Source organism: Roseovarius halotolerans, from assembly GCF_900172255.1.
GTDB lineage: Bacteria > Pseudomonadota > Alphaproteobacteria > Rhodobacterales > Rhodobacteraceae > Roseovarius > Roseovarius halotolerans.
Genome location: NZ_FWFU01000002.1, coordinates 544,443 through 569,071, shown reverse-complemented (window position 1 = coordinate 569,071; position 24,629 = coordinate 544,443). Strand labels below are relative to the sequence as shown.

Genomic DNA, 24,629 nt, shown 5'->3' with positions numbered 1-24,629 from the left:
ACGATGAAGGGCGCCTGATGCCCGGTCTTTTCCTGTCCCGCCTTACGCTCTCGCATGTCCGCTCGCATAAATCTGCGCGGCTGGATCTGGATGCCCGGCCGGTGGCCATCCACGGCCCCAACGGCGCGGGCAAGACCAACATCCTCGAAGCCGTGTCTCTCCTGTCGCCGGGGCGCGGACTGCGGCGCGCGGCGGCGCAGGATATCGCCCGCCGCCCCGAATCCCTTGGCTGGAAGGTGACAGCGTTGCTTCAGTCGCTGCACCAGCTGCACGAGGTCGAGATCTGGTCCGAGGAGGGCGCCGCGCGCCAGACCCGGATCGACGGCAAACCCGCCCCCCAGACCGCTTTGGGACGGATCGCGCGGGTGCTGTGGCTGATCCCGGCGATGGACCGGCTCTGGATCGAAGGCACCGACGGGCGCCGCAGGTTTCTTGACCGGATGACGATGAGCTTTCGCCCCGATCACGCCGACGCATCACTCGCCTATGAAAAGGCCATGCGCGAGCGGAACCGGCTGCTCAAGGATCAGGTGCGCGATCCGCATTGGTATATCGCACTGGAGCGGCAGATGGCCGAACATGGCGCGGCGATCCACGCCAATCGGATTCACGCGCTGGAGCAGCTTGGTGCGGCGCAGGCCGAAGCCCAGACCGCCTTTCCCGTGGCTGAACTGGACCTGATCGCCACCGAGGGTGAGATTCCAGACACCCCCGCCGACCTGGCCGAGGCGCTGGCCGAAAGCCGCTTTCGAGACCTTGCGGCCGGGCGCACTCTGGTCGGGCCGCATCGCGCCGATCTCTACGGTGTCTACGCGGCCAAGGGCGTGCCCGCGCGCGATTGCTCCACCGGCGAGCAGAAGGCGCTTCTGGTGTCCCTGATTCTGGCCAATGCCCGCGCGCTGGCGCGCGACTTCGGGGCGCCACCGCTTTTGTTGCTCGACGAGGTCGCCGCGCATCTTGACGCCGCCCGCCGCGCGGCCCTCTATGACGAAATCTGCGCGCTTGGTGCTCAGGCCTGGATGACGGGTACGGGGCCGGAACTGTTCGCTGAACTGGGCGACAGGGCGCAGAATGTGAACGTGACGGAAACCGACGGCATCAGCCAGATCAACGAAAGGCCCGGCCCATGACACCGCAGCGCGTGACGCTCATCACCCTTGGCGTTCGGGATCTGGATCGTGCGCGTGCGTTCTACCGCGCGCTTGGCTGGACCCCCGCCGAAGAAACCGAAGGCGTCAGTTTCTACCAGATGAACGGGCTCGTCCTGGGGCTTTTCGGGCTCGAGGCCCTCGCCGCCGATCAGGGCCGCCCCGACGCCGCGCTGGGCACGGGCGCGATCACGCTGGCGCAGAATTTCAGTACCGAGGCCGAGGTCGACGCCGCATTCGCGCAGGCGCTGGACGCGGGCGCGACGCCGCTCAAATACCCCGAAAAAGTGTTCTGGGGCGGGTATTCCGGCTATTACGCCGACCCCGATGGTCACGTCTGGGAATTGGCGATGAACCCGTTCTGGCCACTCGGCGGGGACGGATCGCTGACGCTGCCGGTGCAGGAATGACCCTGTCGCTTTCCGATCTGGCGCTTTACGCGGGCGCGTTGCTGGTGCTGTTCCTGACGCCGGGGCCGGTTTGGCTCGCGATGCTGGCGCGCTCGATGTCTGGCGGCTTTCACGCCGCCTGGCCACTGGCGCTTGGCGTTGTGGTGGGCGATGTGCTTTGGCCGTTCCTCGCCATTCTCGGGGTCACTTGGATCCTGTCGGTCTTTTCCGGCTTCATGCTGGCACTCAGGATCATTGCCGTATTGATGTTCGTCGGCATGGGCGTCCTCCTGATCCGCAACGCCGACCGGTCCATCGCCGCTGACAGCCGCCTGACCCGTCCGGGCACCTGGGCGGGGTTCATGGCCGGGCTGGCGGCGATCCTGGGCAATCCCAAGGCGATCCTGTTCTACATGGGCGTCCTGCCGGGCTTTTTCGATCTCACGCGCATCACCCCGGCTGACATCGCCGCCATCGTGTTCCTGTCATTCGCGGTGCCCTTGGTGGGCAACCTCAGCCTCGCGTTTTTCGTGGACCGGATTCGCCGGGTGATGAGCTCGCCCGATGCGATCCGGCGCACCAATGTCGTGTCGGGCTGGCTGCTGATTGTGGTCGGCGTCGTGATCGCCTTCACCTGAGTGCTTGCAGCCTCTTTTCAGGATGCGACCGGCCCGGTTGCACCCGCCCCGGTCCGCGCCCGCGCCCCTTGCGGAACGCCGCCGCCGAACCACAAAATATTGGGGTAAACGCGTGACATCCCCCCCGTAAAATCGTATAAAATCAAAAAAGTGCGAAGGAATTCCCACATGGCCGAAGCTGCACCGACGCCTGACGATTATGGCGCCGATTCCATCAAGGTTCTCAAAGGCTTGGAGGCCGTCCGCAAGCGACCGGGCATGTATATCGGTGACACCGATGACGGCTCTGGTCTGCACCATATGGTCTACGAAGTCGTCGATAATGGCATCGACGAGGCCCTCGCCGGTCACGCCGACGCGGTGAACGTCACGATTCACGCCGATTCCAGCGTTTCCGTCAGCGATAACGGTCGCGGTATTCCGGTCGAGATCCACGAGGAAGAAGGCGTTTCCGCCGCCGAGGTCATCATGACCCAGCTTCACGCCGGCGGGAAGTTCGACCAGAACTCCTACAAGGTGTCGGGCGGTCTGCACGGCGTGGGCGTGTCGGTGGTGAACGCGCTGTCCGATTGGCTGGAGCTGCGTATCTGGCGCAACGGCAAGGAACATTACGCCCGCTTCGAGCATGGCGATACCGTCGAACACCTGCGCGAGGTCGGCCCGGCAAATGGCCGCAAGGGCACCGAGGTGCGCTTCATGGGTTCGACCGATACGTTCTCGAACCTCGAATACAGCTTCGAGACCCTTGAAAAGCGCCTGCGTGAACTCGCTTTCCTCAATTCCGGCGTGCGGATCATCCTGCGCGACGAACGCCCTGAAGAGCCGCTTAAGTCGGAATTGCACTATGATGGCGGCGTCATGGAGTTCGTGAAATACCTCGACCGTCACAAGAGCTCGATGATCCCCGATCCGATCTTCATCACCGGCGAGCGCGATGATATCGCCGTCGAGGTGGCGATGTGGTGGAACGACAGCTACCATGAAACGGTTCTGCCCTTCACCAACAACATCCCGCAGCGTGATGGCGGCACCCATATGGCGGGTTTCCGTGGCGCGCTGACCCGGACCATCCAGAAATACGCCCAGGAAAGCGGGATCGCCAAGAAGGAGAAGATCAGCTTCACCGGCGACGATGCCCGCGAGGGGCTGACCTGCGTTCTTTCGGTCAAGGTGCCCGATCCCAAGTTCTCGAGCCAGACCAAGGACAAGCTGGTCAGCTCCGAGGTCCGCCCCGCCGTCGAAGGGCTGGTCTATGAGAAACTGACCGAATGGTTCGAGGAAAACCCGAACGAAGCCAAGCAGATCGTCGGTAAGATCGTGGAAGCCGCGCTGGCCCGCGAAGCCGCCCGCAAGGCCCGCGAACTTACCCGCCGCAAGACAGCGATGGACGTGAACTACCTGGCCGGCAAGCTCAAGGATTGCTCCGAGAAAGACCCCTCCAAGACCGAACTGTTCCTCGTCGAGGGTGACAGCGCCGGTGGCTCGGCGCAGACCGGGCGTGACCGCTCGACCCAAGCGGTTCTGCCCCTGCGCGGTAAAATCCTGAACGTCGAACGCGCCCGCTTTGACCGGATGCTGGGCAGCCAGGAGATCGGCAACCTTGTGATGGCCTTGGGGACCGGGATCGGGCGCGACGAGTTCAACCTGGCTAAACTGCGTTACCACAAGATCGTCATCATGACCGATGCCGATGTCGACGGCGCGCATATCCGCACGCTGTTGCTGACCTTCTTCTACCGGCAGATGCCCGAGCTGATCGAGAACGGTCATCTCTACATCGCGCAGCCGCCGCTTTACAAAGTGTCGCGCGGCAAGTCCGAAGTCTATCTCAAGGACGAGCCCGCGCTTGAAGATTACCTGATCCAGCAGGGTACCGATGATGCGGCGCTGCGTCTGGGAACCGGCGAAGAAATCATCGGCCAGGATCTCGTGCGTGTCGTCGAAGAGGCGCGCCAGACCAAGCGCATACTCGAGGCCTTCCCCACGCATTACCCGCGCCACATTCTTGAACAGGCCGCCATTGCCGAAGCCTTCCTGCCGGGTCGGGTCGATTCCGATCTGCAGGGCGTGGCCGATACAGTGGCCGAACGTCTGGACCTGATCGCGCTTGAATATGAGCGCGGCTGGCAGGGCCGGCCGACCCAGGATCACGGCATGCGCATGACCCGCACCGTGCGCGGTGTCGAGGAAATCCGCACGCTTGACGGCCCCGTGCTGCGCGGTGGCGAGGCCCGGCGCCTTGGCCAGCTGACAAAGGGCCTGCGCGAGATCTACACCTTGCCTGCGAAACTGGTGCGCAAGGACCGGGCGCAGAACATCTATGGCCCGCTAGACCTGTTGGATGCGATCCTGAAAGAGGGCGAAAAGGGCCTTCAGTTGCAGCGCTACAAGGGCTTGGGTGAAATGAACCCGGGCCAGCTCTGGGAAACCACGCTCGACCCCGAGGCGCGCACGCTGTTGCAGGTCAAGGTCGATGACGTGGCCGAGGCGGATGATCTCTTCACCAAGCTGATGGGCGATGTCGTCGAACCAAGGCGAGAGTTCATCCAGCAGAACGCGCTGAACGTCGAAAACCTCGATTTCTGAACGCTGCCGACGCGATCAGCCTCATTGAAAGAAACCGGGCGGTGCATGCAAGCACCGCCCATTTCATTTCAACAGGCGGGTTGCCGCCCTCAGTTGATCGTCGATGTGACGCCTTCGGGTTTTCCGACCACCACGAAGGTCAGTTTGTCGGGCGACAGCAACTCCCTGGCGACACGGTTCACATCCTCCAGCGTCACGGCATTCACCATGTCGTTCCGGTTCGAGATGTAATCCGTGGGCAGGTCCTCCATCTGCATGTTGACCGCGATATTCGCGATCGGTGCATTGCCGTCGAACCGCAGCGGATAGGCTCCCGTCAGATAGGTCTTGGCATCCTGCAGTTCTTCGGGGGTCACACCCTGTTCTCTGATCTTCGCCCATTCCGCGCGGATCACGTCGATCGCCTCGCCGACCCTCTCATTGGCCGAAGAGACGCTGCCCATCCAGATCTCCGCACCATCGCGGTCGGCGAGATAGGAATAGACCCCATAGGTCAAGCCACGCTTCTCGCGCACCTCTTCCATCAGGCGGCTTTCAAACGATCCACCGCCAAGGATGTAATTGAGAACATAGGCGGCAAAGAAATCGGGATCCTCGCGCTTGATGCCGGGTTGGGCGAAACCGGCCACCGACTGGGGCGTGTCGAACTCGACCACCTCGACGCCGCCGGGCAGGTTCAGGTCGGCCCGTCCGGGCAGGGGCGCGCCTTCAGCGGGCAGGTCCAGCAGCAGCTCGTCCAGAAGCGCGGTCAGTTCCTCGGCGGTGATATCGCCCACGGCGCTGACATAAAGCCGGTCCCGCGCCAGTGCCGCGTCATGTGCTGCGACGATATCCTCGCGCGTCAGGCCGGCGATGCTTTCCAGCGTGCCATTAAGCGAACTGCCATAGGGATGCGCCCCGTAAACCAGTGAATCGAGAGTTTCGCCAGCGATCCTGCGCGGATCGGTCTGGTTCGAGCGGATCACCGAACTCACTTGCTCACGTACCCGGTCAATCGACGGCTGGTCAAAGACCGGATCGACCAGGCTTGCGCGCAAGAGCGCCACCGCCTCGTCCCGGTTCTCGGTCAGGAATCGCGCTGACACGCTGACCGTATCGTCCGAAACGTCATAGCGGAACGATGCCGCCAACGCTTCGGTGGCCCGCGCAAAGGCGCGCGAATCCATGTCGCCCGCGCCTTCCTCCAGCAATCCGACCATCAGGTTGGTCACGCCGCGCTTCCCCTCGGGGTCAAGCGATGCGCCACCGCGAAACCGCAGCTCCAGAGCAACGAAAGGATTGGTGTGGTCCTCCACCAGCCAGGCATCTATCCCGCCGGGCGTGGTGATCTCGTCGATCTCCACTTCGGCCAGCGCGGGCAGGGCAATCACACAGGCGACAAGGGCCAGAACGTAACGGATCATTGGGTCACCTCCGGTGCGGTCAGCCAGCCGGTTACCGAATTGTCGCTTTCGAACAATTCCCTCGCGGCGGTCATGATGTCTTCCTCTGTCACGGCCTCAAGGATATCGGGCCATGCCTGCACATCCTCGACGGTCAAGCCCTGCGTCAATGCCCGGCCATATCGGTTCGCCAGACTGCCCACATCGTCGCGGGCATAAATTTCGGCGGCGCGCACCTGCATCTTGATGCGAGCAAGCTGTTCACTGTCCACGCCCTCCTCGAGGAAGGTCGTGATGACCTCGTCCATGGCCTCCTCGGCCTGTTGCAAAGTGACACCGGGCGCAGGCACCACCGCAAGGCCGAACGTCGTGTCGTCAAGCGAAGTGGCGCCGTAATAGGCCGAGGTGCTGACCGCCCGTTGGGTCTCGAATTGCAGCTTCTCGGCCAACAGCGAGGTGGTTCCGCCACCAAGGATTTCTGCCAGAAGGTCCAGCGCTGCGGCCTTTTCCTGCGCGCCGCTGTCGCGCTCGGGCGCAAGGTAGGAGCGGATCACATAGGGCTGAGCCACGCGCGGGTCCTCGAAAACGAGCCTGCGCTCGGCCATCTGCCGGGGTTCCTGCGGGCGGGCGCGTTCGGGCAGGTCGGGGTTGGCGGGCAGCTTGCCGTAGTGCTCCTCGGCAAGCGCGCGCACGTCGTCGGGCAGCACGTCTCCGGCTACGATCAGGATCGCGTTGTTGGGCGCGTAGTAGGTCTTGTAAAAATCCAGCGCCTTTTCCATGTCGAGCGTGCGCATTTCGTGCCGCCAGCCGATGATGGGCGTGCCATAGGGATGGTTGAGATACTGCGCCGCGTTCGCCTGTTCCCGAAACAGTGCGCCGGGGTTGTTCTCGACCCGCTGGTTGCGTTCTTCCAGGATCACGTCCCGCTCTGCGGCGATGTCCTCTTCGGTGAGGCGCAGATTGACCATCCGGTCGCTTTCCATCTTCATCATCAGCCCAAGCCGGTCGGCGGCGACCCGCTGGAAATAGGCGGTATAATCATAGCTGGTAAAGGCGTTGTCCGAGCCGCCATTGCGCGCCACCACGGCCGAGAATTCCCCCGGCGCCATCGTCTCGGTGCCCTTGAACAGCAGGTGCTCGAGGAAATGCGCGACACCCGAGACGCCCGGCGCCTCGTCTGCGGCCCCGGCGCGATACCAGACCATGTGCATGGCGACCGGCGCGCGGTGATCCTCGATCACCACGACATCCATCCCGTTATCAAGCGTGAAAGTCGTGACCTGATCCTCTGCAGCGGCTGCCGGCAAGGCGGCAGCCAGGGCAAGGATCAGACAGGCGATGAACTGACGCATCCCGTCTCTCCAGATTTCCGGCGGTTGTCACGCCAAAACATACGTCGGCAAGGCCACGATGCAAGCGCGCTGACAGGGTTGTGATGCGTCTCAGTCGCTGGGCGGCGGGGCGCTCGGCGTTTCGACACCGGCACGGCGCATCCGCATCTCTTCGCTGTCCGCGTCAAGCCACTGACGCTTGTAGGCGTTGGTGTAGTCGTCGACCGGCCCAAGTCGCAGGATGTTCACCCGGCCATGCTTGCGGCGGGTTTCGGCATCCTCTCGCGCCAGGGTCTGGCGAATACCCGGCTGCGCGCCGTAACGTCCGGCATGGCGCACGAGCCCGCTGTCCGCGGCGGCAGGGGCGGTTCCGGTCAGCGCGGCGGGATTGCCGCCAAGCGCAGCGACGCCTTCGGCCTTGGGATTGGTGTCGACAAGGTTCGCGGAACCCGGCGCAGGCGCGGGCAGCGCCGAATAGCTTTCGGGCGTCTGCAAGGGTCTGGTCGGCAGAACCGTGAACTCGTCAGGGCCTTCGCCCGTGTGCTTGATATTGGTCAGCGTCACATCCTCGCCCCGGCCGCCACAGGCGGCAAGGCCAAGACTGAGGATCAATACTGTCACGCGCGGCACGCTCATCGCCCGTCTCCTTCGGTTTCGCGAACAGATGTATCGCATCCTTTGCCCAAGGTCACGAGGCGTTTTTCGCAGGCGGGCTGAACAGGACCAGCCCGATCGCCCCGGCGAAAACCGCGATATCCGCGACATTGAACGAAAACGGATTGTTGATCCCGCAACAGGACATGTTGATGAAATCCGCAACCGCCCCGTAGAGGACGCGATCGATCACATTCCCAAGCGCCCCGCCGATCAGCAGGCCGGCGGAAAGCATCTGCCAGCGCCCGCCCTGATCGCGATGGACCCACCACAGCACAAGGGCGGAAATCAGCAGCGCAACTGCGATCAGGACCCACCGCATGATCGGGTTGGCCCAGGACATCAGCCCGAAATTGATCCCGTAATTCCACGCCATACGCAGGTTCAGGAAAGGCGGAAACACGTCCAGCGACGCCAGCTCGCGCAGGTTCAGTGCATGCACGATCCAGTATTTCGTCACCTGATCCAGCAGCAGGGTCCACAGACCCGCCCAGAAAACCAATCGCATTGCTTGTCCCCTAGTGGCGGAAATGGCGCATGCCAGTCACGACCATCGCCAACCCGGCGTCATCGGCGGCGGCGATCACCTCGTCATCGCGCATCGAGCCGCCCGGCTGGATCACTGCCGTCGCCCCGGCCTCCGCTGCCGTCAGCAAGCCGTCGGCAAAGGGAAAGAACGCATCCGACGCTACCACGCTGCCGCGCGTCAGCGGCGCATCGAGACCCAGCGTCGCGGCCATGTCCTCGGCCTTGCGCGCGGCGATGCGGCAGCTGTCGACACGGCTCATCTGTCCGGCGCCGACGCCCACCGTGGCGCCGTCCTTGACATAGACGATGGCGTTCGACTTCACATGCTTGGCGACGCGCCAGGCAAACAGCAGGTCGGCCAGTTCCTGGTCGCTCGGCGCCCGCTTGGTCACGACCTTCAGATCCGAGACATCCAGTCGCCCGTTATCCTTGTCCTGTACCAGGTAGCCGCCCGACACCTGCCGCAGCATCAGCCCCGACTCGGCGGGATTGGCAAGGCCGGGGGTGGTCAGCAGGCGCAGGTTCTTCTTGCGCGCAAAGACCTCCTTGGCCTCCCGGTGCGCACCGGGGGCGATGACCACTTCGGTAAAGATCTCGCAGATCTCCTCGGCGGTCTCGCGATCCAGCGTCGAGTTCAGCGCGACGATCCCGCCGAAGGCCGAGGTCCGGTCGCAATCGAAGGCGCGCGCATAGGCTTCCTTGAGGGTCGTGCCCCGCGCCACCCCGCAGGGATTGGCATGCTTGATGATCGCGCAGGCCGGGCCATCCTTGGGCAGGAACTCACTGACCAGTTCGAAGGCAGCGTCGGTATCGTTGATGTTGTTGTAACTTAGTTCCTTGCCCTGGTGCTGCGTGGCCGTGGCCACGCCGGGGCGGTTCGTGCCATCCACATAGAAGGCCGCGCTCTGATGCGGGTTCTCGCCATAGCGCAGGGTTTGCGCCAGCTTGCCGGCCACGGCGCGGCGGCGCGGTGCGGGCTCGTCGAGGGCTCCGGCCATCCAGCCAGAAACCGCCGCATCATAGGCGCCGGTGCGCGCATAGGCGGTCAGCGCAAGCCGCTGGCGGAAGGCATATGTGGTCTGACCGTCATGCGCGGCCAGTTCATCCAGCAACGGCTGGTAATCCTCGACATCCACGACGACGTTGACAAACGCATGGTTCTTGGCCGCCGCGCGGATCATTGCCGGGCCGCCGATGTCGATATTCTCGATGCAGGTGGCGTAATCGGCGCCCTTGGCGACGGTCTCCTCGAAGGGATAGAGATTGACCACCAGCAGGTCGATCGGCTTGATCCCGTGGGCGGTCATCGCCGCCATGTGCTGATCGTTGTCGCGCAGCGCCAGCAACCCGCCATGCACGCCCGGATGCAGGGTCTTGACCCGCCCATCCATCATCTCGGGAAAGCCGGTGACATCCGCCACATCCTTCACCACCAGCCCCGCATCGCGCAGCGCCTTGGCGCTGCCGCCGGTCGACAGCAACTCGACCCCGCGATCGGCCAGGGCCTGGCCCAGCTCGACCAGTCCGGTCTTGTCGGAAACGGAAAGAAGGGCTCGGCGCACGGGGGCGAGATCGGTCATGGGCAGCGGATCCTCGGGTCAGTCGGTTCAGGTCTGTTCTGTCTCGGTGTCACCGGCCAAAGGCTCCATCTCGTCCTGTGTCAGGTCGCGGATGCCGATCGGCGTATCCTGTGCCTTGGCCAATGACCACCTTGTGCGGGTCGCATACTCCATCACGCGACCGGATAGAACGATTTGTTTGGTCGCACGCGGCTTGAGCCGGTTTTTTTCGAGGTAGACGCTGGGTTCAAGCGACAAACTCACACGCCCGTCGCTGCGAAACACCCAGATTTCCCCGCTCTTGAGCGCCATCGACACCGCCGCGCCGCCCATGTCGAGGCTGGCATCCACATCCGGGTGCAGGTGAAAACGGATGTCGAAGGGGATGCCCTGCAAGGTAGCCGCATCCATCGCCCTGTCGAAGCGGCGCCGGTCGCCATCGCCCAGCGTCAGGAGCATGTCCTCGCCCGCCACCCCGCGCCCGTCGAATGTCAGGTCCAGCGTGCGGGCATGGGTCAGGCCGTGGCTGCGCAGGTAGCCATCATGCCCCCCCTCGAATCGCAGCCCGTCCGGTGCGTTGCTGACCTTGACCGGCACGTTGCGCGGCGCATCGGTCAGCCAGCCTTCGCGCTTCGCGCCAAGGTCCAGCCGTGCACTGGAGCGCCCCGCCAGAACCAGTGTGGAATGCGACGGCGTGGCGCGCCCGGCGCGCCTCCATTGCGCCCCGAAACTGACCCCCGACCCGCAATTCACGATCAAGGGCCGCCGTCCCGATGTCAGTTCGAACGCCAGCGTCGAGGCATGTGCATTGAGCGATGCGCGCCCCGTCGGCGGCGGTGCTGCGTCAATGATGATAGAGGTCCGCCCGGCACTGATCCGGGCATAACCCATCGACAGCCCGTCAGGCTGGCGCGTCTTGACGCCACTATTGGCCAGCGCATTGTCGAGCCGCCCCTCAAGCCCGCGCCCGCCGCCGTGAAACCGCGCCAGCGCGCCGTCGCTGTGGCGCAGCGTGCGCAGGGTCGGCGCGATCCGCTCGATGGCGTTCCAATGCGATTCGGCGGGCGAGCGCCCGGATTCCGTCAAAGCGACCGAGGCCCAGGTCAGCAAAGCGAAGACATCCAGCAACTCTTCCGGGTTGCGGGTGGCGATGCCCCCGGCACCGTCGATCTGCGTATCGCAATCGCGCGCCAGCACGCGCAATGCGGGCTCCACATGCCCCTCCATCCCCTTCAGCGACAGGCCGGCATAGACAAGACCCGTCAGGGCCTCGAACCGGGGCAGGCCGGGGCAGGAGGCGCGCCAGCGGCGGCCAAGGAAATTGGTCTGCTGCGCCAGCGATTTGAAGAAAAGTTCGGCCTCCTTGCGCCCGATAAAGCCAAGTAGGAAGGGCGCATGGTTGATCCAGCGGATCAGCCGTCGTCCGGTCAGGTCCGGTGTCCAGCCCGGCCCGCGCCCCGCGCCATAGCGCTCGATCCAGGACCAAAGCCACGCCTGCGCGCATTGCCGCGCATTCGCATCGCCAAGCGCCGCCAGATCGTCAAGCCAGCCAAAGCCGTGGATCTCCTCGGCAAAATCGTTGTCCGGCCAGGTCAGGTCCCAGATATTGCTGCCCGGTTCCTGCACCAGGTGCCCGGCAAACAGGAAGTTGCCCGCCACAAGCTGACGACCGCGCGCATAGCTGCCGATGGTGCGCGGTTCGGGTTGCGATACAAAGGCCGTGGCCGCGCGCGTCAGCGTCGCGCGCCGGGCGGCGACGCGGTTCATGAGGCGCGTCCAGCGCGCCGACAGCTTGTCGGACTTTGACATATGCCTTGCCTCTGCACGCTCTTCCTGGCGTTGTTGGGGACACTATAGCTTCCCCCTGCCGCCAAGTCACCGGACAATCCGCCCCAATGCGCAGAAGGTCCCCTGAGCGGGGTCAGGCCCCGGCGGGCAAGCGCAGGCTGGCGATATAGAACCCGTCCATCCCGCCCAGTTCGGGCCAGTAATCGGGACGCAGGCGCAGCCCGCCCTCTTCGGTGATCCACGCGGCTTCGATCCCCGGCAACTCCAGCGCCCCGCGCTCCACGATCAGCTCCGGATGGCGCTCGCATGCCTCCTCGACCTGGCATTCGCCCTCGTCGGGCAACAGCGAGCAGGTGCAGAACACCAGCCGCCCGCCGGGTTTGAGCAATGTCAGCGCGTGGTCGATCATCGCCGCCTGCAACCCGATCAGCGCCGCGAACTCGGCGCCATCCTTGGCAAAGGGCAGGTCGGGGTGACGCCGTATCGTGCCCGTCGCCGAACAGGGCGCATCCAGCAGCACCGCGTCATATGGCCCGCCCGCATGTTCCAGCGCATCGCCGATCACGCAATGCGCCGAGAGCCCGCAGCGCTCAAGGTTCTCGCGGACCCGCGCCATCCGCTTTTCGGAAATGTCGAGCGCGGTCACATCCGCCCCCGCCGCCGCCAGTTGCAATGTCTTGCCACCCGGCGCCGCGCAGAGATCCAGTACCGTTTCTCCCGGCTGGGGCGCCAGCACCCGCGCGGGAATCGCGGCGGCGGCGTCCTGCACCCACCACGCGCCATCGTCGAAACCGGGCAGTGCCGAGACCTGCCCCGCATCCGACAGCCGCACGCTCCCGGTCGGAAGCAGCGTTCCGGTTCCAAGCATGGTCAGCAGTTCATCCGCATCCCCCTTGGCCGTCAGGTCCAGCGGCGCACCCGCGAAATGCGCCCGCTCCATCGCCCCGACCGGCCCCGCGCCCCAGGCGGCGACCAGCGGCTCGCGCAGCCAGCGGCGCAGGCGCGGCACACGCAGGTCGTTCCATGTCTTCGTCCCGTCATCGGCGATCTTGCGCAGCACCGCGTTGATCAACCCCTTGAGGTTGCCATACCGCTTGTGACTGCCGACGATCCCCACGAGATCGTTGACCACCCCATGCGCATCGCCCCCTGTGCACAGCTCGACCGCGCCAAGGCGCAGGATGTTGAACACATGCAGCGGCGGCGGCTTGCGCAGATGGCGTTGCAGCAGCCGGTCGGCCCGTTCCAGCCCGCGCAGGGTGTCGCTTGCCAGGCGCTGGGCGCGGGCGCGATCCGCCGGTTCAAGCCGGTCCAGCGCACCCGAGGCGATCATGTCGGACATCAACCGTCCTTCGCCCATCACCTGATCCAGCAGGTGAACAGCGCTGCGGCGGGCTGAAGGGGTGGGTTGTGACATCGGAAATCCTTGGCTCGGAGGCAATGCGGGCATATATCAAGGCTCAAGCACCAAAGGAAGCCCGACGATGACCGACCCGAAACGCGATCTCCCGCCCGAAGCCATCCGTGCCCTGGCCGAAGCCGAAGAGCGCCGCCGCAACGCCGCCGAAACCGAGCTCCCCAGGGAACTTGGCGGCCGCCGCGAAGGCCTTGAGCCCGTGCGCTACGGTGATTGGGAGAAAAAGGGCCTCGCCGTCGATTTCTGAACGGCGCGCTCAGCCCTCCTTGAGGCCCAGCACATCCAGCATGTCATAGGCGCCCGGCTTGCGGCCCTGACCCCACAGCGCTGCCTTGAGCGCGCCGCGCGCAAAGACCGCCCGGTCGGTGGCGACATGGCGCAGGATCACCCGCTCGCCCATCGCGGCGAACATCACGTCATGCTCGCCCACGATATCGCCGCCCCGTATGGCAGAGAACCCGATATGCCCGCGCTCGCGCTTGCCGGTGATGCCGTCGCGGCCCCGGTCCTCGACGTTCTCAAGGCGCACGCCCCGGCCTTCGGCAGCGGCCTCGCCCAGCATCAGGGCGGTGCCCGAGGGCGCATCGACCTTCTGATTGTGATGCGCCTCGATCACCTCGATATCGTAATCTTCGTCCAGCGCGGCGGCGACCTTCCTGGTCAGCTGCACCAGCAGGTTGACGCCAAGGCTCATGTTTCCGGCGCGGATGATCGTGGCATGGCGCGCGGCGGCGTCGATCTTGCCGATGTCCTCCGCCGTCAACCCGGTCGTGCCGATCACATGCACGCAGCGCGCCTGCGCCGCCAGTCCGGCGATCTCCACCGTTGCGGCGGGTGCGGTGAAATCAATCACCGCATGGGCACGCGACAGCGCCTCCAACGGGTCGTCGGTGACGCTGACCCCGATCGCCGCGCCGCCCATCGCCTCGCCGACGTCCTTGCCGATCCAGTCATGGCCCGTGCGCTCCAGCGCCCCGACCAGCCTGGCGCGGTCGCTTTCCAGGACGGTGCGGATCAGCATCTGGCCCATGCGCCCCGATGCGCCCGTCACCACGATACCCGGCAGATCTGTCATGTCGCGGCCTCCTGCGAATGTCCGGCGCTGTGTAGCCCGTGGCAGGGGCATCGCACAATGGGCAACTGCGCGCATTGATCTTGGCAAAGCAGCGCGAAGCGATTAGATGCGGGACATGGCCAGAAACAAGTTTCACGAAGGATCCGGGCCGTCGCAACGGCAGCTTCGCGTCGGCGAACTGATCCGGCGCACCCTGTCCGAGGTCCTGATGCGCGGCGACGTGCATGATCCCGAACTCAACCGCCTCTCGGTGACGGTCGGCGAAGTGCGCGTTTCGCCCGACCTCAAGGTCGCCACCGCCTATGTGCTGCCCCTTGGCGGCGAGGGGCAGGAGGACGCCATCGCCTTTCTCGCCCGCAACAAGGGCGAACTGCGCCGCATGGTGGGCAAGAAACTCGATCTGAAATACGCGCCCGACCTGCGATTTCGCATCGACGAGACATTCGACCGGATGGACGAAACCCGAAGGCTCTTTGCGCAGGACAAGGTGCGCCGGGATGTCGAAGGCTGACCTGCTTCGCCTCTGCGTGGCCCTCTGGGCGCTGATCGCCGCCGCTGCGCCCGCCGCTGCGGTTGAATGCGGCACGCGCGACCACGACGGCCAGTCCTTCACCATCTGCCGCGTCGACGCCGCCAATGAAGATCTGCGGCTGTTTCTGAACGACGACAGTACCGGCAATCCCCTCGCGAGCTTCGACAATATCGACAGGATGCTGGGCGGCAGCGATGCGCGCCTCGCCTTCGGCATGAATGCCGGCATGTATCACACCGACCGAAGCCCGGTCGGGCTCTATGTCGAAGATGGCAAGACCCTTGCCCCGGTCGTCACCTCGGCGGGGCCGGGCAATTTCGGGCTTCTGCCCAATGGCATCCTGTGTATCCGCAACGGGCGTGCCGATGTGATCGAAACCCTGCGCTTCACCGAAGATCCGCCCGCCTGCCGCTTTGCCACCCAATCGGGGCCGATGCTGGTGATCGACGGGGCGCTGCACCCGCGCTTCCTGCCCGACAGCGACAGCCGCTATCGGCGCAACGGCGTGGGCAGTTCGGCCGACGGCCAGACGCTCTGGTTCGCGATCTCGCAAGCGCCGGTGACCTTCCACCAGTTCGCCACGCTGTTTCGCGACGTGCTCAAGACGCCGCAGGCGCTTTACCTCGATGGCAACATCTCGCGGCTCTACGCACCATCCATCGGGCGCCATGACGGCGGCTTCCCGATGGGGCCTATGGTGGGCGTGGTCCGGCGCGGGGCGAATTGACAGCGCGCGGGGCTTGAGCTACCCCGCCGCCTTCACCGGTCAAAAGGGCAAACGCATGGCACGCAAACGCAAGGGGCGCGATATTTCCGGCTGGCTGGTCGTGGACAAGCCCGCGGGGCTGACCTCGACAGCGGTCGTGAACAAGGTGCGCTGGGCCTTGCAGGCCAAGAAGGCCGGCCATGCCGGCACGCTCGATCCCGAGGCGACAGGCGTTCTTGCCGTGGCGCTGGGCGAGGCGACCAAGACCGTCCCCTACATCACCGACGCGCTCAAGGCCTATGAATTCACCGTCCGGCTGGGTCAGGCCACCAATACCGACGACGCCGAAGGCGAGGTGATCGCCTCCAGCGACGCGCGCCCTGATGAGACCACCATCAAGGAAGCGCTGCACGCTTTCGTTGGCGAGATCATGCAGGTCCCGCCCAAATATTCCGCCGTCAAGATCGACGGCCAGCGCGCCTATAAACTGGCCCGCGACGGCGAGGATTTCGAGGTCGAACCCCGCCCTCTCTGGGTCGAGGAACTGGTGATGCTGGATCGCCCGGATCCCGATCATGTCGTTCTGGCGATGACCTGCGGCAAGGGCGGCTACGTGCGCGCCATCGCCCGCGATCTGGGCGAGGCGCTGGGTTGTTTCGGCCATGTGACCTGTCTGCGCCGCATCTGGTCGGGGCCGTTTCGCGCCGAGGACGGGCTGACGCTCGACCAGATCGATGCGCTGGCCCATTCGCCCGAGCTCGACAGCCACATCCGCCCCCTTGAAGAGGGGCTCGAAGACCTGCCCCAGGTGCGCTGCACCGATGCCGGGCTGGCGCGGCTCAAGAATGGCAATCCGGGCATGGTGGTCGCCAGCGACATCGACTACGGCGAGGAATGCTGGGCCTCCCATGACGGGCGCGCCGTCGCTGTGGGCCGCTTCAAGGCGGGCGAGCTACACCCAAGCCGCGTTTTCAACCAATGAGCGGTGCGGGCGCTCATGATCCCGGCGGCAAGGTGCGCCTCAAGCTGCCCGACGGGGTGATCGGCGGCGCGCGGTTCTCGGAATGCGGCCGCTACCGGCAATCGCTGACGCGCGACTGGACGCCGGCGGGCACGGCGCCCCGCGCCGTGCTCTTCATCGGCATGAACCCCTCGGTCGCCGCCGCCGAGATATCCGATCCCACCTGTCACCGCGAACTGATCTTCGCCCGCGACTGGGGCTTTACCCGCTATCTCAAGGGCAACATGCTCGACTGGCGCGCAACTTCGCCGCGCGACATCCCCGCCGATCCTGGGATCGCCTGCAGCCCTGCCAATATCCCCGCTCTGCTTGAAATGGCACAGGAATCCGAGCTGATCGTCATGGCCTATGGCAGGTTGCACAAACGCTTTCAGCCCGTTGTGCGCGACGTGATCGGCGCGATGATCGCAAGCGGCAAGCCGCTGAAATGCCTCGGCCTCAATCAGGACGGCTCGGCCAAGCATCCGCTATACCTGCGCAAGGACACGGCGCTGATGGATTTCCCGCGCCCCGCCTGACCTCGCAGTCACGCCCCGACACGAAAAAGGGCGCCCCCGGAAAGGGGCGCCCCGATCTTTGCCTTGCCCGTGTTTCGGGCGCGGGCTTATTCGCTGGTCTCGGCGTCGACCGGCAGCGCCACGAAACGGGGCTCACCGGCGCGGCGCACCAACAGCAGGATGGACTTGCGCCCGGCCTCGCGGGCCTCGGCGATACGGTCCTCGAGATCGCTCATGCTGGTCACTTCCTGTTGCCCGGCCTCGGTGATCAGATCGCCTGCGCGCACACCCTTTTCATAGGCCTCCGACAGGTTGTCCACATCGGTCACCACCAGCCCGGTCGCATCGCTTTCCAGCTCCAGCTGGCCGCGCAGCTCTTCGTTCAGCGGGCTGATCGTCAGGCCGAGGATCTCCTGGCTCGAGGTCTCGCCGCCATTGTCAGCGCCCGGCTGGGCTGCGGGCACCGCGCCTTCGGCCTCTTCGCGCCGCCCCAGGGTGATCTTCAGCGACTGGGTCTTGCCCTCGCGGAACACCATCACCCGGACCGATTTGCCGACCTCGGTATTGCCGACCTGGCGGACCAGTTCGCGGGTGTCCTGAACCTGCGTGCCGTCAAAGCTCAGGATCACGTCGCCCGCCTTCATGCCGCCGTCAGCGGCGGGGCCTTCGGGCACATCCGTCACCAGCGCGCCGCGCACCTCTTCGAGGCCGATCGCTTCGGCAACGTCGTCGGTGACGTCCTGGATGCGCACACCCAGCCAGCCGCGCCGCGTCTCGCCGTATTCCTTGAGCTGGTCAACGACGCGCGTCACAACGTTCGACGCCATCGAGAAACCGATCCCGATCGAACCGCCGGTCGGCGACAGGATCGCAGTATTCACGCCGATGACCTGCGCGTCCATGTTGAACAGCGGTCCGCCCGAGTTGCCCCGGTTGATCGCCGCGTCGGTCTGGATGTAATCGTCATAGGTGCCGCTGAGCGCGCGGTTGCGCGCCGAGACGATGCCCGCGCTGGCCGAGAAACCTTGGCCCAGCGGGTTGCCCATCGCCATCACCCAATCGCCGACGCGTGCGGTGTCGCTGTCGCCGAAGGTGACAAAAGGCAGGGGCGCGTCGGTCTCGACCTTCAGCAGGGCGATATCGGTCTTGGGGTCTGTGCCGATCACTTCGGCCGTCAGCTCCTTGCCCGAAAAGAACTCGATGATGATCTCATCGGCGGATTCGATGACGTGGTTGTTGGTCACGACAAAGCCATCTTCCGAGATGACGAAGCCTGAACCAAGCGCAGAGGTGCGGCGCGGTCGGTCGCCGTCACCGTTGCGATCACGGAATTCGCGGAAGAAATCCTCGAAAGGCGAGCCTTCGGGCACGATCGGCGAGGGGCCTGCGCCCCGTGCAACGACCGTCGAGGTGGTGATGTTCACCACCGCCGGGCTGACCTTGTCGACCAGGTCCGAGAAACTGTCGGGCCGGGCCTGCGCCATCAGCGCCTGTGCGATGACAAGCGCCATCGTCAGCGCCGTCAGCCACAGTGCGCGCAGCGCGCCGGTTTGCTGTTGCGGGAGTGTTGCGGATTGGACTGTCACTGGAATCGTCTCCTTGCCATTGTCCGGTCTGGCATCTGCAAGACGTGTTGCCGTCTGCGTTGCTCTGACATCCATGTAGGTGCTGCATACGCGATCTCAAAAGGCCTGCAACCGTCTGTCACGCTCATGTGAAACCCAACTGCGCCGGAAATCAAGCGCCGAGCGTCTTCGCAGCCCAGACCATCACCAGCCCGATCGCCATGGCAGCCAGCCCCAGCAGCCGGCGATTGTCTTCCGACAGGGCGCTGAGCGCAATCAGGAACCGCTCCACAAGCGAAGGGGCCAGTGCATAGACCAGCCCCTCCAGGATCAAGACCAGCCCGAGGGCCAGAAAGATATTCTCGATCAATTGGACGCCCCGGACTGACTCTCGATTTCTTGCTGGCGCTCTTCCTCTTCCAGACGCTCACGCTCGGATTCGGGCAGGTCGGGCGAGATCTCGGACTCCGGCGCCATCTCGCGCAGGCTCTCGATATCGATATCCTCGATGTCCACCTCGGTCAGGCCACCGGCTCGGATCGAGTTGAACAGCTCGGACAGGAATTCGCTGTCGGGCGAGAATACAAGCGTGGTGTTCTCGGAATTGAGCGACCGCTCCATCGCCGAGAGCGAGCGATAGAACGCGAAGAACTCGGGATTCTTGCCAAAGGCTTCGGCATAGATCCTGTTCCGCTCGGCGTCGGCTTCACCGCGCGTGATCTCGGCTTCGCGCTCGGCTTTCGACACGGTCTCGACCACGGTCCGGTCAGCGGCGGCGCGCACACGCTGAGCAGCCTCGTTACCACGGGCGATCTCGTCTGCGGCCTCGCGTTCGCGCTCGGCGCGCATCCGGGCGAAGGTGGCGTCAAGGTTCTGCTGGGGCAGGTTGGTCTGCTTCAGCCGGACGTCGACGATCTCCAGCCCGAGGCCTTCGGCGCTCGTGCGGGCCTGCGCGCGGATACGCCGCGCCAGCTCGCCCCGTTGGGGTGAAAGGATCGTGTCCGAAGTCACCTGGTCGGCACCCAGAACCTCGCGGATCTGCGCGTTGAGGATCGACGAAAGGCGATCCTCGGCGGCACGGATGCCGCCCACACCCACGGCCTGGCGGAACTGCACGACGTTGGCGATGCGGTAACGGGCGAAGGCATCGACCACCAGTCGGCGATCGTCCGAAGGCGTCACCTCGATCGTATCGGTGTCGAAGGACAGGATCCGGTCATCGTATCTCACGACTTCCTGGATGATCGGGATCTTGAACCCGAGGCCCGGTTCCTCGACCACCTGACGGATCTGGCCGAATTGCAGAACAAGCGCTTTTTCGCGCTCGTCCACGATGAAGATCGAGGACAGGACGCCGATGACAGCGACGACCGCGATCGGCAGAAGAAGTGCGGCTTTACGCATCAGTTCGACCCCCCGTTGCTTGTGTTGGACGACGCGGCGCCACCGCGGCGCAATTCATTCAGCGGCAGGTAGGGCACAAGGCCCTGACCGTTCTCGCCCGCACCTGTGGCTTCGTCGATCAGGATCTTGTCAAGCTGCCCAAGCGTGCGCTCGACCGTCTCAAGGTAAAGACGCCGCTGCGTGACCTCGGGCGCGGTGTTGAATTCCTGCGCGACGGCGATGAAGCGGCTTGCCTCACCGATGGCTTCGTTGACGACGCGCGCGCGATAGCCTTCGGCCACTTCGATGACCTGTGCCGCCTGGCCCCTGGCCTCGGCCAGCACGCGGTTGGCATAGGCATCGGCCTGGCGTTGCAGACGGTCGCGTTCCTGTTCGGCGGCCTGCACCTCGCGGAAGGCGTCGATCACGGCGCCCGGCGGGTCGGCGGTGTCCAGGTTGACACGCACGATGGTGATGCCGCTTTCGTAATCGTCCAGCGTTTCCTGGATATTCTCGCGCGCTGTGTCCGCGATGATGCCACGGTCGCGGTTGAGGATCGGCGCCAGGTTCGACGCCGCGATGATCTCGCGCATGGCGGATTCGGACACCGCCCGCACCGTCAGCTGCGGGTCGCGGATGTTGAACAGAAGTTTCGCGGGGTCCTGAATGTTCCACACGACCTGGAAATCGATATCGACGATGTTGGCGTCGGTCGTCAGCATCAACCCATCGCTTTCGGCGCCGCGGCCCATGCCGATATCCTCGGTGCGTTCCGAAGTGACATTGACCACATCATAGGTCACCACCGGCCAGGGCGCGAAGTTCAGACCCGGCTGTCCGGTCGACGAATAGGAACCGAGAAACAGTTCGACGGATTGTTCTTCCGGTTTCACCGTATAGAAGCTCGCCGCCGCCCAGGCCACCAGCGCGATCACCACGCCCAGCAGAATGGAACCGCGCCCAAAGGCCGGTCCGCCGCCGCCGCCGGCACCATTGCCGCCGCCACCGCCGCGACCGCCCATCAGGACGCGCAGTTGATCCTGGCCCTTTCTGACCAGTTCGTCGATTTCCGGAATCTGCGGCCCTCCGCCTTCCGAGGGCCTGCGCCCACCACGTTTTCCGCCGCGGTTATCGTCCCCGCCGCCTGAATTTCCGCCGCCGCCCCAGGGGCCGCCAGAATTTCCAGCCATGTAAACCTTCCCTTTACTGCCGCCCCGTTCGGGACGTTCTCTCTAAACTGTGCCCTGATACCTGAATTTCAAGCGCTTCGCACCGGTTCGCGCATCGTGACGATTTCCTCGGACATGGTGGGGTGAACCGCCACCGTGCGGTCGAAATCCTCTTTGGTGGCGCCCATCTTGATCGCGATGCCCGCCAGTTGGATCATCTCGCCCGCGCCGGGCGCGACGATATGACAGCCCAGGATGCGCCGACTTTCCTTGCTGACGATCAGTTTCATCAGCACCCGGTCCTCGCGCCCCGCGAAACTTTCCCGCATCGGTTTGAACGAGGTGCAATAGATATCGACGGGCTCCTGGTCGCGTGCCGCTTCCTCGCTCATCCCAATGGTGCCGAATTCCGGCTGGGTGAAGATCGCCGTCGGGATCAGGTCGTGATCCACCGGCGTCGGGTTGCCGTTGAACACCGTCTCCACAAAGGCCATCCCCTCGCGGATCGCCACCGGCGTCAGGTTCGCCCGGTCGGTCACGTCGCCGATGGCATAGATCGACGGCACCGCGGTCTGGCTATAGGCATCCACCTCGATCTCGCCCTTGCGGCCCAGCTTCACGCCGACCTCCTCAAGCCCCATCCCGGCGGTATTGGGATTGCGCCCGGTCGCGAACATAACCTGGTCGAACATCCGTTCGTCGCCATTGGTGGCCTTGACGCGGAATCCCTTCTCCTGCTTCTCCATCTCGATGATGTTGCAGCCGAGATGCAGATCGACCCCGTTGCGGATCATCTCCTCGGAAATCAGCCCGCGCGCTTCTTCGTCGAACCCGCGCAGGATCTGCGCGCCGCGGTAATACTGCGTCACCTGCACACCCAGACCATTGAGAATACAGGCGAACTCGCAGGCGATATAACCGCCGCCGATGATCAACAGCGACTTGGGGAGCGTTTCCAGGTGGAAGATCTCGTTGCTGGTCAGCGCGTGCTCGGCATCCTGGATGTCCGGCGTCACGGGCCATCCGCCGGTGGCGATCAGGATATGCTTCGCCGTCTTGGTCTCGCCGCTGGCCAGCCTGACGCTGTGCGCATCCGCCACCACCGCGCGGCTGTCGAAGGTCTCGACCCCGCTATTGGACAACAGCCGCCGATAGACCCCTTCCAGCCGGTCCAGCTCGCTGAGCATCTTGTCGCGGAATCCCGGCCAGTCGAAGCCCCCCGCATGCACGGTCCAGCCATAGGCCTGCGCGTCGCTCATGTAGCCGGGGTATTCGCTCGCGAACACCATCAGCTTCTTGGGCACGCAGCCGCGCTGCACGCAGGTGCCGCCGTAACGGTCCTCCTCGGCCAGCGCCACCCTGGCGCCGCCCTGTGCCGCGACGCGCGCCGCGCGCACCCCGCCCGAACCGCCGCCGATCACGAAAAGGTCGTAGTCGAATGCCAATGCCTTATCCTCTGAATTGCTCTCGCTCAGTCCTGCAGATCGGTGAACAGGTTCTCGGATTCAAGGAAATCGAGCCGGTCTTCCTCGACCGTGCCCTCGTTGATGTCGCGGGTCTCGACGCGACCATCGCCATAACCCACGATCACCACGTCACAGATATCTATGAACAGCCCGTTTTCCACCACGCCCGGCATCTGGTTCAGGACCATCGCCAGCTGGTTCGCCTTGCCGATCCGCCCCAGGTGCAGGTCCAGGATGTAATTCCCCTCATCGGTCACGAAGGGACGGTCTCCGTTCATGCGCAGAGTCGCATCGCGGCCCAGCACATCCATCGAGATCAGCATCTCCTCGACCAGCGACTTGGTGGTCTCCCAGCCGAACGGAATGACCTCGATCGGCAGCGGGAACGCGCCCAGTGTCTCGACCTCCTTGCCGACATCGGCGATCACGACCATCTGGTCGCTGGCGGTGGCGACGATCTTTTCCTGCAACAGCGCCCCGCCGCCGCCCTTTATCAGGTTCAGGTTCGCGTCGAACTCGTCCGCGCCGTCAATGGTCAGGTCCAGCCACTTGGCCTCGTCAAGGCTGATCACCTCGATCCCGACCTCGCGCGCCAGTTCCGCGGTGCGGGTCGATGTCGGCACGCCCTTGATCTTGAGCCCGTCATCGCGCACCAGCTCGCCCAGGCAGCGCACCATCCAGGCGGCGGTCGACCCCGTGCCAAGCCCCACGCGCATCCCGTCCTCGACGTAATCGACAGACCGCTTGGCAGCGACGAACTTGGCCTTGTCGATGGGCGACAATTCTCCGGACATGGCAGCGACTCCCCTGACGTTTCGGGAAGGGTTATAGGCAAGTTGAGCGTCATGCGCGAGGGGGCATCGGCGGGTTTGTGACAAACCCTCGCGCCCGGTGCCCTGCGCGGCGACCGGGCCGTCGTTTTCAGGCTGGCGCCGCGCGCCCGTCGCGTTAGGCTGACGCCATGCCCATGACCGAACCCTACCGCCTGCATTACGCGCCCGACAACGCCTCGCTGGTGATCCGCCTCGCGCTCGAGGAACTGCGCCAGCCCTATCGCGCGCTGCTGGTGGATCGCGCGGCGCGCGGGCAATCCTCGCCCGCCTACCTTGCACTCAATCCCGTCGGGCTGATCCCGGCGCTGGAAACGCCCGACGGCCCGATCTTCGAGACCGGCGCGATCCTCCTGTGGCTCGCCGACCGCCACGGCGCCCTCGCGCCCTTGCCGGATGCACCGGACCGCGGCGCGCTTCTCAAGTGGCTGTTCTTCCTCTCCAACTCGCTGCACCCCGCGCTTCGGATGACCTTCTACCCGGATCGCTACATCGGCCCCGGTACTGCCGAATGCACGCGCCTTCGCAGGCACATGCAGGGCGAGATCGCCCGCCACCTCGACACGCTCGAATCCGCCGCCACGGACGCGCCCTCACTGTTCAGCGGCGCTGAACCCACGGTCCTCTCGCTCTACCTTGCCCCGATGCTGCGCTGGATGGCGCTTTATCCCGAGGGCGAGACCGGCTGGTTCTCGCTGGCGCGCTGGCCGCATCTCGGGGACATGGCCGCTGCCCTTGAATCCCGCCCCAGCGTCGCCGCCGCGATCCGTGCCGAGGGGCTCGGCCCCGCACCCTTCACCGCGCCGCAACCCGCCGATCCGCCCGAAGGCAGCGCGCTCTGAGGCGACACAACCGTTGAAACCGCGCGCCTGAACCCCGAGATTGACAAGACTGGCGCAGATTTCGACAACTCGGTCGTTTTTGCGCCCCGAAAGCGCGCACCGCCGCGTCATAGAGATACAAAG

General features: G+C 65.0%; 24 protein-coding genes. 10 read left to right on the top strand and 14 right to left on the bottom strand.

The window, feature by feature from the left end; all coding sequences use genetic code 11:
- Nucleotides 1-17 precede the first annotated feature (17 nt).
- From recF to gyrB, 4 genes are all read left to right on the top strand, one after another.
- Nucleotides 18-1,130: a DNA replication/repair protein RecF gene (gene recF, locus ROH8110_RS09825; protein WP_085817565.1), complete on the top strand. Its 1,113-nt coding sequence runs from the start codon at nucleotides 18-20 to the stop codon at nucleotides 1,128-1,130.
- A complete protein-coding gene (locus tag ROH8110_RS09820; protein WP_085817564.1) occupies nucleotides 1,127-1,558 on the top strand; it encodes a VOC family protein in 432 nt (143 codons plus the stop codon). Before recF ends, ROH8110_RS09820 begins: the two co-directional genes overlap by 4 nt.
- Nucleotides 1,555-2,175 (top strand): LysE family translocator, encoded by a 621-nt coding sequence (locus ROH8110_RS09815; protein WP_085817563.1) that lies wholly within the window; start codon nucleotides 1,555-1,557, stop codon nucleotides 2,173-2,175. Before ROH8110_RS09820 ends, ROH8110_RS09815 begins: the two co-directional genes overlap by 4 nt.
- Nucleotides 2,176-2,343: 168 nt before the next feature.
- Entirely contained in the window at nucleotides 2,344-4,761 is a 2,418-nt protein-coding gene (gene gyrB / locus ROH8110_RS09810; protein WP_085817562.1) for a DNA topoisomerase (ATP-hydrolyzing) subunit B, read from the top strand.
- A gap of 89 nt (nucleotides 4,762-4,850) precedes the next feature.
- Here gyrB and ROH8110_RS09805 read toward each other — a convergent pair whose 3' ends face one another.
- The 7 genes from ROH8110_RS09805 to ROH8110_RS09775 all read right to left on the bottom strand — a co-directional run bounded on the left by ROH8110_RS09805 (nucleotide 4,851) and on the right by ROH8110_RS09775 (nucleotide 13,420).
- Entirely contained in the window at nucleotides 4,851-6,164 is a 1,314-nt protein-coding gene (locus ROH8110_RS09805) for a M16 family metallopeptidase (RefSeq protein WP_176236590.1), read from the bottom strand.
- Entirely contained in the window at nucleotides 6,161-7,495 is a 1,335-nt protein-coding gene (locus tag ROH8110_RS09800; protein WP_085817561.1) for a M16 family metallopeptidase, read from the bottom strand. Before ROH8110_RS09800 ends, ROH8110_RS09805 begins: the two co-directional genes overlap by 4 nt.
- A 90-nt stretch (nucleotides 7,496-7,585) precedes the next feature.
- Nucleotides 7,586-8,110: a DUF3035 domain-containing protein gene (locus ROH8110_RS09795; protein ID WP_085817560.1), complete on the bottom strand. Its 525-nt coding sequence runs from the start codon at nucleotides 8,108-8,110 to the stop codon at nucleotides 7,586-7,588.
- A 52-nt stretch (nucleotides 8,111-8,162) separates the two neighbouring features.
- Entirely contained in the window at nucleotides 8,163-8,636 is a 474-nt protein-coding gene (lspA, locus tag ROH8110_RS09790; RefSeq protein ID WP_085817559.1) for a signal peptidase II, read from the bottom strand.
- A gap of 10 nt (nucleotides 8,637-8,646) precedes the next feature.
- A complete protein-coding gene (purH, locus tag ROH8110_RS09785) occupies nucleotides 8,647-10,236 on the bottom strand; it encodes a bifunctional phosphoribosylaminoimidazolecarboxamide formyltransferase/IMP cyclohydrolase (protein WP_085817558.1) in 1,590 nt (529 codons plus the stop codon).
- A 27-nt stretch (nucleotides 10,237-10,263) separates the two neighbouring features.
- On the bottom strand, nucleotides 10,264-12,024 hold the full coding sequence (locus tag ROH8110_RS09780; protein WP_085817557.1) for a heparinase II/III family protein: 1,761 nt from the start codon (nucleotides 12,022-12,024) through the stop codon (nucleotides 10,264-10,266).
- Nucleotides 12,025-12,136: 112 nt separating this feature from the next.
- On the bottom strand, nucleotides 12,137-13,420 hold the full coding sequence (locus ROH8110_RS09775; protein ID WP_085817556.1) for an RsmB/NOP family class I SAM-dependent RNA methyltransferase: 1,284 nt from the start codon (nucleotides 13,418-13,420) through the stop codon (nucleotides 12,137-12,139).
- Between the two features lie 67 nt (nucleotides 13,421-13,487).
- On the opposite strand from ROH8110_RS09775, the gene ROH8110_RS09770 reads away from it, so the two are divergent.
- Entirely contained in the window at nucleotides 13,488-13,667 is a 180-nt protein-coding gene (locus ROH8110_RS09770; RefSeq protein ID WP_085817555.1) for a DUF1674 domain-containing protein, read from the top strand.
- Nucleotides 13,668-13,676: 9 nt separating this feature from the next.
- On the opposite strand, the gene dapB is transcribed toward ROH8110_RS09770, so the two are convergent.
- Nucleotides 13,677-14,495, bottom strand: coding sequence for a 4-hydroxy-tetrahydrodipicolinate reductase (dapB, locus tag ROH8110_RS09765; RefSeq protein WP_085817554.1), 819 nt, complete (start codon nucleotides 14,493-14,495; stop codon nucleotides 13,677-13,679).
- 115 nt (nucleotides 14,496-14,610) lie between these two features.
- Here dapB and rbfA point away from each other — a divergent pair, with 115 nt between their 5' ends.
- The 4 genes from rbfA to ROH8110_RS09745 are packed head-to-tail and all read left to right on the top strand — an operon-like array spanning nucleotide 14,611 to nucleotide 17,272.
- Entirely contained in the window at nucleotides 14,611-15,006 is a 396-nt protein-coding gene (gene rbfA, locus ROH8110_RS09760) for a 30S ribosome-binding factor RbfA (protein WP_085817835.1), read from the top strand.
- Nucleotides 14,993-15,754, top strand: coding sequence for a phosphodiester glycosidase family protein (locus ROH8110_RS09755; RefSeq protein ID WP_085817553.1), 762 nt, complete (start codon nucleotides 14,993-14,995; stop codon nucleotides 15,752-15,754). The genes rbfA and ROH8110_RS09755 overlap by 14 nt, the downstream gene beginning before the upstream one ends.
- Before the next feature lie 55 nt (nucleotides 15,755-15,809).
- Nucleotides 15,810-16,715: a tRNA pseudouridine(55) synthase TruB gene (gene truB / locus ROH8110_RS09750; protein ID WP_085817834.1), complete on the top strand. Its 906-nt coding sequence runs from the start codon at nucleotides 15,810-15,812 to the stop codon at nucleotides 16,713-16,715.
- Complete coding sequence (locus ROH8110_RS09745) at nucleotides 16,712-17,272, top strand: DUF1643 domain-containing protein (protein ID WP_085817552.1); 561 nt, start codon at nucleotides 16,712-16,714, stop codon at nucleotides 17,270-17,272. Before truB ends, ROH8110_RS09745 begins: the two co-directional genes overlap by 4 nt.
- An 86-nt stretch (nucleotides 17,273-17,358) precedes the next feature.
- Here ROH8110_RS09745 and ROH8110_RS09740 read toward each other — a convergent pair whose 3' ends face one another.
- From ROH8110_RS09740 to rpiA, 6 genes are all read right to left on the bottom strand, one after another.
- Entirely contained in the window at nucleotides 17,359-18,762 is a 1,404-nt protein-coding gene (locus ROH8110_RS09740; protein WP_245962833.1) for a Do family serine endopeptidase, read from the bottom strand.
- 226 nt (nucleotides 18,763-18,988) lie between these two features.
- A complete protein-coding gene (locus tag ROH8110_RS09735) occupies nucleotides 18,989-19,186 on the bottom strand; it encodes a DUF2065 domain-containing protein (RefSeq protein ID WP_085817550.1) in 198 nt (65 codons plus the stop codon).
- Complete coding sequence (gene hflC / locus ROH8110_RS09730) at nucleotides 19,183-20,220, bottom strand: protease modulator HflC (RefSeq protein ID WP_085817549.1); 1,038 nt, start codon at nucleotides 20,218-20,220, stop codon at nucleotides 19,183-19,185. The genes ROH8110_RS09735 and hflC overlap by 4 nt, the downstream gene beginning before the upstream one ends.
- Entirely contained in the window at nucleotides 20,220-21,389 is a 1,170-nt protein-coding gene (hflK, locus tag ROH8110_RS09725) for an FtsH protease activity modulator HflK (protein ID WP_085817548.1), read from the bottom strand. The genes hflC and hflK overlap by 1 nt, the downstream gene beginning before the upstream one ends.
- A 68-nt stretch (nucleotides 21,390-21,457) precedes the next feature.
- Nucleotides 21,458-22,813 (bottom strand): glutathione-disulfide reductase, encoded by a 1,356-nt coding sequence (gene gor, locus ROH8110_RS09720; protein ID WP_085817547.1) that lies wholly within the window; start codon nucleotides 22,811-22,813, stop codon nucleotides 21,458-21,460.
- 26 nt (nucleotides 22,814-22,839) lie between these two features.
- On the bottom strand, nucleotides 22,840-23,628 hold the full coding sequence (gene rpiA / locus ROH8110_RS09715; protein WP_085817546.1) for a ribose-5-phosphate isomerase RpiA: 789 nt from the start codon (nucleotides 23,626-23,628) through the stop codon (nucleotides 22,840-22,842).
- A 173-nt stretch (nucleotides 23,629-23,801) separates the two neighbouring features.
- Here rpiA and ROH8110_RS09710 point away from each other — a divergent pair, with 173 nt between their 5' ends.
- Nucleotides 23,802-24,506 (top strand): glutathione S-transferase family protein, encoded by a 705-nt coding sequence (locus ROH8110_RS09710; protein ID WP_085817545.1) that lies wholly within the window; start codon nucleotides 23,802-23,804, stop codon nucleotides 24,504-24,506.
- Nucleotides 24,507-24,629: the final 123 nt, after the last annotated feature.